10 protein-coding genes are annotated in these 9,089 nt (G+C 69.3%); 3 read left to right on the forward strand and 7 right to left on the reverse strand.

Annotated elements, in window-relative coordinates:
- The 6 genes from ADE01S_RS29105 to ADE01S_RS29130 all read right to left on the reverse strand — a co-directional run bounded on the left by ADE01S_RS29105 (position 1) and on the right by ADE01S_RS29130 (position 4,116).
- The gene (locus ADE01S_RS29105; protein ID WP_062685246.1) at positions 1-984 is read right to left on the reverse strand and encodes a Bug family tripartite tricarboxylate transporter substrate binding protein; all 984 of its coding nucleotides are present in this window, start codon (positions 982-984) and stop codon (positions 1-3) included.
- A gap of 37 nt (positions 985-1,021) precedes the next feature.
- On the reverse strand, positions 1,022-1,939 hold the full coding sequence (locus tag ADE01S_RS29110) for a polysaccharide deacetylase family protein (RefSeq protein ID WP_242663477.1): 918 nt from the start codon (positions 1,937-1,939) through the stop codon (positions 1,022-1,024).
- 8 nt (positions 1,940-1,947) lie between these two features.
- A complete protein-coding gene (locus ADE01S_RS29115) occupies positions 1,948-2,451 on the reverse strand; it encodes an ureidoglycolate lyase (protein ID WP_062685247.1) in 504 nt (167 codons plus the stop codon).
- Positions 2,441-3,139, reverse strand: a complete 699-nt coding sequence (locus ADE01S_RS29120; RefSeq protein WP_075873478.1) for a GntR family transcriptional regulator — start codon at positions 3,137-3,139, stop codon at positions 2,441-2,443. Before ADE01S_RS29120 ends, ADE01S_RS29115 begins: the two co-directional genes overlap by 11 nt.
- A gap of 224 nt (positions 3,140-3,363) precedes the next feature.
- Positions 3,364-3,681, reverse strand: a complete 318-nt coding sequence (locus ADE01S_RS29125) for a hypothetical protein (protein ID WP_062685248.1) — start codon at positions 3,679-3,681, stop codon at positions 3,364-3,366.
- A gap of 87 nt (positions 3,682-3,768) precedes the next feature.
- Entirely contained in the window at positions 3,769-4,116 is a 348-nt protein-coding gene (locus ADE01S_RS29130; RefSeq protein ID WP_062685249.1) for a DUF1840 domain-containing protein, read from the reverse strand.
- Between the two features lie 327 nt (positions 4,117-4,443).
- Between ADE01S_RS29130 and argS the strand changes: the two genes are divergently transcribed.
- From argS to ADE01S_RS29145, 3 genes are all read left to right on the forward strand, one after another.
- The gene (argS, locus tag ADE01S_RS29135) at positions 4,444-6,141 is read left to right on the forward strand and encodes an arginine--tRNA ligase (protein ID WP_062685250.1); all 1,698 of its coding nucleotides are present in this window, start codon (positions 4,444-4,446) and stop codon (positions 6,139-6,141) included.
- Positions 6,142-6,150: 9 nt separating this feature from the next.
- Positions 6,151-6,879, forward strand: a complete 729-nt coding sequence (locus ADE01S_RS29140; RefSeq protein WP_062685251.1) for an SPOR domain-containing protein — start codon at positions 6,151-6,153, stop codon at positions 6,877-6,879.
- Positions 6,880-6,960: 81 nt separating this feature from the next.
- Positions 6,961-7,590 carry a thiol:disulfide interchange protein DsbA/DsbL gene (locus tag ADE01S_RS29145; RefSeq protein WP_062685252.1) on the forward strand — a complete coding sequence of 210 codons (630 nt, stop codon included), beginning with the start codon at positions 6,961-6,963 and terminating at the stop codon, positions 7,588-7,590.
- 105 nt (positions 7,591-7,695) lie between these two features.
- On the opposite strand, the gene metC is transcribed toward ADE01S_RS29145, so the two are convergent.
- A complete protein-coding gene (metC, locus tag ADE01S_RS29150) occupies positions 7,696-8,889 on the reverse strand; it encodes a cystathionine beta-lyase (protein WP_062685253.1) in 1,194 nt (397 codons plus the stop codon).
- Positions 8,890-9,089: the final 200 nt, after the last annotated feature.

The raw sequence follows: 9,089 nt of genomic DNA on the forward strand, positions 1-9,089 counted from the left end.
TCAGTCCAGCTTCACGCCGGCGCGTTTGACTACCTCCGCCCACTTCGGGATCTCGCTGCGCATCAGTTCCGCCAGCGCCTGGGGCGTCGACGACTCCAGGATCAGGCCTTCCTCGGCGAAGCGCTTCTTCATGTCGGGATTGTCCAATGCCTTGACCAGCATGGGCTGCAGCTTGTCGACGACCGCCTGCGGCAGCCCCTGGGGCGCCACGACCGCGTACCAGGTGGTGGCGTCCAGCCCGGACACGCCGCTTTCCGCCGCCGTCGGCACGTCGGGAACGGCCGACAGGCGCTGATTGCCGGTGATGGCCAGCGCGCGCACCTGCTTGGCGCGGTATTGCTGGAGCATTTCGGCTACCTGGGTCACGCCCATGTCCAGCTCGCCCGACACCATGGCCATGACCACGGGAGGGCTGCCCTTGTATGGCACGTGGACCATGGCGCCCTTCGTGTTCACGTTCAGCAGCTCGCCGGTCAGGTGGGTAATGCTGCCGGCGCCGGACGAACCATAGTCCAGCGAACCGGGCTGCGCGGCGGCGGCATCGATCAGCTCGCGCAGGTTGGTGGCCTTCACGCTGGGGTTCACCGCGAACACCAGCGGGCTGCGGCCGACCAGCGTAAGCGGCGTGAAGTCCTTCAACGGGTCGTAGCTCAGCTTGGTGTAGAGGCTGGGCGCGGTCGCCAAGGTGGACACGTTGCCCAGCAGCAGCGTGTAGCCGTCCGGCGCGGCCTTGGATACGGTGGCGGTGCCGATGGTGCCGCCGGCGCCGGCGCGGTTCTCGACCACGACGGTGGCGCCGTAGGCTTCATTCAGGCTCTTGGCCAGCGCGCGGGCCAGCGTATCGGCCGCGCCCCCCGCGGGGAAGGGCGTGACGAGCCGGATCGGCTTGTCGGGGTAGGCCTGCTGCGCGGCCGCGGGCGCGGCGACGGCGAGCGCGAGAGCGCCCGCCAGCAATCCGAGCTTCCTGTTTATCCACATGGTCATGCTTGTCTCCTCGTTGTGATGATGCTTCGCCGCGCCTTCAGCGAGGCGGGTGCGTGGCCAGCCAGTGGCGCGCGATGTCGGCCCGGCCGCATACCCACACGTCCGATTGGCGCGATACGTAGTCGAGGAAGCGCTCCAGGCCCGCGGCGCGGCCCGGTTGGCCGACCAGCCGCAAGTGCAGGCCCACCGACATCATGCGCGGGCGATCGAGGCCCTCGCGGTACATCATGTCGAACGCGTCCTTCAGGTAATCGAACAGGTCCTGCCCGGTGGCCATGCCGCCGCGGATGAACTTCGCGTCGTTGTTGGCCAGCCCGTAGGGCAGGATCAGATGCGGCCGTCCGCCCACGTCCGCGTAGTACGGCAGCTCATCGTTGTAGGCGTCGGAGTCGTACAGGAAGCCGCCTTCCTCGGCCACCAGCTTGCGCGTGTGCACGCTCGGGCCGTAGCGGCAGTACCAGCCCAGCGGGCGGGCGCCCACCGACGCCTGGATGGAGGCGACGGTGCGGCGGATGCGTTCGCGCTCCTCTTCCTCGGTCAGGTTCTGGTGGCGCTCCCAGCGCCAGCCGTGGGCGCACACGTCCCAGCGGCTGTCACGGATGGCGGCGCACACCTGCGGATTGCGCTCCAGCGCCAGGCCGCAGCCGAAGATGGTCGCGGCCATGCCGCGCTCGCGCAGCAAGCGCGCGACGCGCCAGAAGCCGACGCGGCTGCCGTACTCGAACATGGATTCGGCCGCCAGGTCGCGGCCGGCGAAACCGCCGCCCCCGCCCTCGGTCAGGGCCGACTCCGAGGCCTCGTCGCCGTCGGGCACGGACAGTTCGCCGCCTTCTTCGTAGTTCACGCACAGGTTCAGCGCGATGCGGGCGCCTTGGGGCCATTGCGCATGGGGCAGGTCCGCGCCGTAGCCGACGAAGTCGCGCCGCAGATGGGGGTAATCGGGTTGCATGGAGATGTCCTCGTTCAACGGTCAAAGCCGGGCGGCACGATGTCCACGGACGCGGCCACCTTCAGGAATTCGTCGTCGCCTTCGTCCGCCAGCGTCATGGCGACGGCGAACTGGGCCGGCGCGCGCAGCACCGACAGGCCCTGGTGCCAGACCCCGGCCCGGTAGCACACCCCCTGGCTGCCGGACGCAATGAAGGCGCGCAGGCGGGACAGGTCCGGCTCGCCGCGCTCGCCGTCCGGCGCGACCGCCACGAGATAGGACGCGCCGTCCAGCGGGATGAAGGTCTGCGAGGAATAGGGGTGGCGCTCCAGCAGCACGACCGGGCAGGGCCACGCGATCGCCGCCTCCACCCGGCTCACCCACATGGCGGGCCGGCATGCCGGCGCCGCGTGCGCGAAGGGCAGGCTCAGGTGCCGGCGCCGCTGCTCGCCGGCGTGCTCGACCACTTCGCCGAACGCGGCGAAGCCCTCGGACGTGAGCGGTTCCGCGACGACGCGGCGCGCGGAATCAACGTTCATGAGGCAGGTATCCCAGGGTCTTGGCGAAAGCGCGGCGCACGTTGTCCAGGTGCGCGGCCATGGCCTGGCGCGCGCGCTCCCCGTCGCCGGCCTGCAGGGCCTCGACGATGGCCAGGTGCTCGCCGCGGGCCAGCACCGAACGCTGCGCCAGCCGTTCGACGTTGCACAGCCGCGCGCGGCGGCGGGCGTCGGCGATCATTCCCGCCAGCGATTTGTTGCCGCAGTGGGCGGACACCAGATCGTGGACCTCGTTGTCGGCGGTCCAGGTGGATTCGCCGCCGGCGGCGCTATGCCGCATCACGTCTTCCAGGCGGGCCTTGACCGAGGCCAGCTTGTCGGCCGGGATCCGGCCCGCGGCCATGGCCGCCGCCTCGCCTTCCAGCAGGCGGCGGATCTGCAGCAGTTCCAGCAGTTCGGTGGCACCGAACTCCTGCACCACCACGGCGCCGTTGGACAGGCGCTTGAGGATGCCCTCGCCCAGCAGCCGGTTCAGCGCCGCGCGCATCGGGGTGCGCGAAACGTTCAGTTCTTCGGACAGGCGGCGCTCTTCCATCACCTCGCCGGGGCCGGTGCGGCGGGAGGCGATGCGGTCGAGCAAGGCCTGGTAGGTGCGTTCGGACACGCTCAGCGCCGGGCCGTCGCCGCCGGCACGTTCCTCGGCAAAGTCTTCGAAGGATTCCTGGTTCATTTTCCTATCGCGATCCCGGTGGGATCCCACTTGAATACCAACTGAACTATAGCCGTGAGCGGCGTGCGCGTGGGTACGGAATGCCTAGGGAAAAACCCGCGGGCGGAAGAGAGCCATGGGAATGGACGAGCGCCGGCCCGCCCGCGTAGGGGCAAGGATCCCGGCAGCGCCGGGCGGGCGAAAGGGAAAGAAAGGCAGGCCCGCCGGGAAGGCGGGCCGGCGTGTCAGTAGCCGACCGTCAGGCCGGGGAGGTCCACCGTGATGCGCGGCCGCTCCAGCGCCAGCGCCAGGTTGTCGGCGAATTCACGGGCTTCCTTTTCGTCGGTGGACAGGGTGTCGTAGCCGAGGGCGTCCGCCACCCCCAGGACCTTGTCCAGCAGCAGGACCTTGCCGCTGGGACGCAGGGGCTCGCAGCCCAGCGTTTCCCAGGCGCCGTCGAACCAGTCCCGCGCCTCGCCCTGGCGCTGCGGGGAGGGCTCGACCTCGGCGGAAAGATCCACCGAACGACGGGAATCGAAAACAATGGTGATATCGCTGCGCATTGGAGGTTCCTTCAAAGGGCGTCAGGCGAGAAGCGTAGGCAAAAACGGCCGGACAGATTGTCGGTCCGGCGACATTGGCCCGACCGCCTACCAGCCGCGCGACACCTCCCAAGTGACTTCCGCGCCGGCCGCCAGCGACTGGCGCATCATGTCCAGCAGCGGGAAGGCGCGTTCCTTCATGCCCACCATGCGGGCCATCGGGGACACGGGCGCCTTGTCCTCGTCGTCTTCGTCGGCGCCCTCGTGGGCGCGCTGGTAGTCGTCGATGGCGCGTTCGATGCCGCTGATGGCGGGCTGCAGCTGTTCCACGGTGAAAACGCCGCGCTCCGGAATCTTGTCTCCGAAGGACTTGCCGGCGGCCTGCAACAGCGCGCCCGCATGGTCGGTCAGCATCAGAACTTCGGCCACGACCTTGGAGTGAAAGGTGATCAGCATATTCCGGTCTCCACAATGATTACTTACACACTACCGCAACGCGCGGGGGATGCCAACTGGCGGCAGGGCGGATGTCCGGCGGGCCCGTCATCCGCCCCCCGCGCCAGGCCGGCCCGGCCCGCCGGGGCCCCGGCTCCCCCCCTGTCCGGCAGCCAAATCACGCTATGATTCAGGGGATTCCCGTGACAGGAGGACCTGCGCCGCCCCGGAATCGGGCATGCGCGCGCGGTCCCCACGGCTGGCAGCGCCCCGTCCTGTCCCCTCCGCCCGCCTGGCCCGGTCCACGCGGGCGCGTCCGTCACTAACTCAGAACCTCTCCAGACGCCCATGCTCCCCGAGCAACAGAAACAGCTTATCTCCCTGATCCAGGCCGCCGTCGCGCAAAGCCTGCCCGACGCGCAGGCCGACACGGCCCGAGCCAACGTGCTGCTGGAGCGCCCCAAGGTCGCCGCCCACGGCGACGTCGCCACCAACGTGGCCATGCAGCTGGCCAAGCCGGCCCGCCGCAATCCGCGCGAACTGGCCCAGGCCATCGTGGACGCCCTGATGGCGCTGCCCGAGGCCGCCGCCCTGGTCGAGAGCGCCGAGATCGCCGGCCCCGGCTTCATCAATTTGCGCGTCACCGCCGCCGCCCGCCAGGCCGTCATCGCCGCCGTGGCCGAACAAGGCGCCACCTTCGGCCGCGCGCCCCGCAACGGCGAGAAGATCCTGGTCGAATTCGTGTCGGCCAACCCCACCGGACCGCTGCACGTGGGCCATGCCCGCCAGGCCGCGCTGGGCGACGCGATCTGCCGGCTGTACGACGCCAACGGCTGGGACGTCACCCGCGAGTTCTACTACAACGACGCCGGCAACCAGATCAACAATCTGGCCATCAGCGTGCAGGCCCGCGCCCGCGGCCTGAGTACCGATTCCCCCGAATGGCCGGCCGACGGCTACAAGGGCGACTACATCCTCGACATCGCGCGCGACTTCCAGGCCGGCAAGACCGTCCAGTCCGACGGCGTGGCCGTCACCGCCACCGGCGACGTCGACAACCTGGAAGACATCCGCGTCTTCGCCGTGGCCTACCTGCGCCGCGAGCAGGACCTGGACCTGCAGGCCTTCGGCCTGGCCTTCGACAATTACTACCTGGAAAGCTCGCTCTATACCTCCGGCCGCGTCGAAGAGACCGTCAAGGCGCTGATCGCCGGCGGCCACACCTACGAGGAAGGCGGCGCCCTGTGGCTGCGCACCACCGAACTCGGCACGGGCGACGACAAAGACCGCGTCATGAGGAAGAGCGAAGGCGGCTACACCTACTTCGTGCCCGACGTGGCCTATCACAAGGCCAAGTGGGAGCGCGGCTTCCATCGCGCCGTGAACATCCAGGGCAGCGACCACCACGGCACCGTGGCGCGCGTGCGCGCCGGCCTGCAGGGCCTGGAAGAAGGCATCCCCAAGGACTACCCGTCCTACGTGCTGCACAAGATGGTCAAGGTGATGCGCGGCGGCGAAGAGGTCAAGATCTCCAAGCGCGCCGGCAGCTACGTCACCATGCGCGACCTGATCGACTGGGTCGGCCGCGACGCCGTCCGCTACTTCCTGATCCAGCGCCGCGCCGACACCGAATTCGTCTTCGACGTGGACCTGGCGCTCTCCAAGAGCGACGAAAACCCCGTCTACTACATCCAGTACGCGCACGCCCGCATCTGCTCGGTGGTGGCCAATGCCGCCATGCCGGCCGCAGACGTGGCCCAGGCCGATGCCTCGCTCCTGACCGCCCCGACCGAATTCGCCCTGATGCAGCGCCTGGCCGAATTCCCCGGCGTGATCGCGCTGGCCGCGCAGGAGCTGTCGCCGCACCACATCGCCTTCTGGCTGCGCGACTGCGCATCGGATTTCCATGCCTGGTACAACGCCGAGCGCGTCCTGGTCGACGACACGGCGCTGAAGCTGGCCCGCCTGCGCCTGGCCTCGACCACGCGCCAGGTGCTGGCCAACGGCCTGGAGTTGTTGGGCGTTTCCGCGCCCGAGCGGATGTAACATCGGTTCATGGCAACCAAGCGCAAAACCACCCGCCGTTCCTCTGGCGAAAGCGGCAGCACCCTGTACGGGGCGCTCGCCGGCCTGCTCCTCGGCCTGATCGTGGCCGCCGTCGTCGCCTTCTACGTCACCAAGGCGCCCGTGCCCTTCGTGGACCGCGCCAGCCGCCAGGGCGACACGGGCAAGCTGCCCGACCCGCGGCAGGCGCCGGATCCCAACGCCGGCCTGTACGGACGCGATGGCGGCGCGGGCGCCGCCCCCACCGGCCCCACCGCGACCGCCCCCGCGCCGCTGCCGGGCGCCGGCGTCGCGAAGCCCGACGAGCCGCCGTCCCGCATGGACGACCTGGGCGCGCTGATCGCCACCTTGCCGTCCACCCGCCAGCCCGCCGCCGCGGCGCCGGCCCCGGCCGCCTCGCCCGCCACCGCGCCGACGCCCATCTCGAAGGCGCCCCCGGCAGCCGCGCCGGCGCCGGCCGCCAAGCCGGCCCCCGCTGCCTCTGCGGCCACGGGCACGTACTACCTGCAGGCAGGCGCCTTCCGCGGCGAAAACGACGCGGAATCCCTCAAGGCCCGCATCATCCTGCTGGGCTTGCCGGTGGCCGTGCAAAAGGCTGAAGTGAACGGCAAACCCATCAACCGGGTCAGGGTGGGGCCGTTCGCCCGCCTGGACGACATGAACCGCGCCCGCGGCCGATTGGGCGAGAACAAGATCGAAACCGCGGTGGTGCGCCAGTAAGGCGCGCCGCCGCCCGCGCAGGCATTGAACTTATCCGGCCCTGGGCCTGTCTGTAACTTTTTACTCAGGAACCTCTCATCCATGCTGTCCCCCAAGCTTATTCGCATCCTGGCCGCGGCCGCGTTGACCGCCACGGCGTTCTTCAGCCCGGCGAGCCATGCCCAAGGCACGCAGCAATACGTGCCCATCAATCCGCCGCTGCCGTCGGATACCCCGGGCAAAGTGGAAGTGCTGGAGTTCTTCGCCTACACCTGCCCGCACTGCGCGGCCATCGAACCGCTGATCGAGGACTGGGCCAAGACCGCCCCCCCGGACGTGGTGCTCAAGCAGATCCCGATCGCGTTCAACGCCGGCATGAAGCCGCTGCAGCAGCTGTACTACACGCTGGTGGCCCTGGACCGTCCGGACCTGCACGCCAAGGTCTTCACGGCCATCCACGGTGAGCACAAGCGCCTGTTCGACAAGAAGGCCATGGGCGACTGGGCCGCCTCGCAAGGCGTGGACCGCGCCAAGTTCGATTCGGTGTTCGATTCGTTCAGCGTGCAGACCCAAGTGCAGCGCGCCACCCAGCTGGCCGACGCCTACCGCATCGAAGGCACGCCGTCGTTCGCCGTCGGCGGCAAGTTCATGACCTCGCCGGTCATGGCGGGCAACAGCTACGAAGGCGCCCTGAAGGAAGTGGACCGCCTGATCCCGATGGCGCGCAACTGACGCGCCCGGACCCCGATCCGCAACGCCCCGCGCCTGTTGGCCGGGGCGTTTTGCTTTTCAGCTTGAGAAAAGGCGCGGCTTGCGCGCGCCCTTTTCCCCGGCCGCTCAGCCCTGGGCGGCCACGGCCTTGTCGAGCGCCTGGGCCAGATCGGCGATGATGTCGTCGGGCGACTCCAGCCCGATGTGCAGGCGGACCAGCGCGTTGTCGCCTTCGCCCCAGTAGCGGTGCTTGGCCAGGTCCTTGCCCGACACCAGCTGCACCAGGCTTTCGTAGCCGCCCCAGGAAAAGCCGATGCCGAACAGCGTCAGCGAGTCCACGAACACGCGCGCCGCCGCCGGCGACAGGCGCAGCTCGACGGACAGCATGCCGTTGGAGCCGGTGCAGTCGCGCTGCCACAATGCATGGCCCGGATCCTGCGGCCAGGCCGGATGGAACAGGCGCACCGTCTCGGGACGGCTCTTGAAGAACTCGCACACCTGCATGGCGTGGCGCGCGTGCTGCGCCATGCGGATCGGCATGGTGCGCACGCCGCGCAATGCCAGCCAGGCGTCGTCGGCGCTGATGGAATAGCCCATGGCGTACTGGGTGCGGTTCAGCTTGCGGGCGATCTCCTCGTCGTTGGTGACGACGGCGCCCAGCATCAGGTCGGAGTGCCCGCCCACGTACTTGGTGCCCGCGATGACGGACACCTGCGCGCCCAGGGTCAGCGGGCGGTAGATATAGCCCGAGCCCCAGGTATTGTCGGTGGCCAGCACCAGGCCGTGGCGCTGCGCCACGGCGGCCATCGCGCCCATGTCCAGCATCTCGAACAGCAGCGACCCCGGCGACTCCACGTACAGCAGCTTGGTGTTCGGACGCACCAGCTCGTCCAGGTCTTCGCCGGCGGCGAAGTAGGTGATGTCGATGTTCATGCGCTTGAGGACGGCGTCGTCCAGCTCGCGCATCGGTCCGTACACGCAATCGGAAATGAGGGCGTGGTCGCCGGCCGAGCACAGGGCCAGCATGACCATGGTCATGGCCGACAGGCCGGAGGACGCCAGATAGCAGTGCGTGCCGCCTTCGAGCTGCGTGAAGACCTGCTCCAGCGCGGCGTGGGTGTCCATGCCCATGCGGCCGTAGGTCGTCGCGCGCCCGCCGGCGGCCTTGCTGCGCTGCGCCTGCTCCAGCGCGGCGATGTTCGCGAAGCGCACCGTGCTGGCCCGCATCGGGGGCAGCGGCACCGGCGCCGTGCCGGTCTCGGGATTGAACGGGGCGGTGCCCGCATGCTGCAGAAGCGTATCGATGTGTTTGGTAGGCATCTTCGGAGGAACGGCTGGCAAGTGGAATGGCGGGAAAGAGAAACGGATAGGATGAACCTTAGAGCATTTTGGGTTGGATTGTTGACGTTGGGCTTTGTGAGGCCGGAGTTCTTGAGCCGCCGGCGTCCGGACTGCGGGATTCCGATGCTCGCCCCACTGGGGCTGCGCTTCGGATCCCTCCGCCCGGCCCCCGGCTCACG

Origin of the sequence: Achromobacter denitrificans NBRC 15125 (assembly GCF_001571365.1) — a bacterium.
GTDB classification, from domain to species: Bacteria; Pseudomonadota; Gammaproteobacteria; order Burkholderiales; family Burkholderiaceae_B; genus Achromobacter; species Achromobacter denitrificans.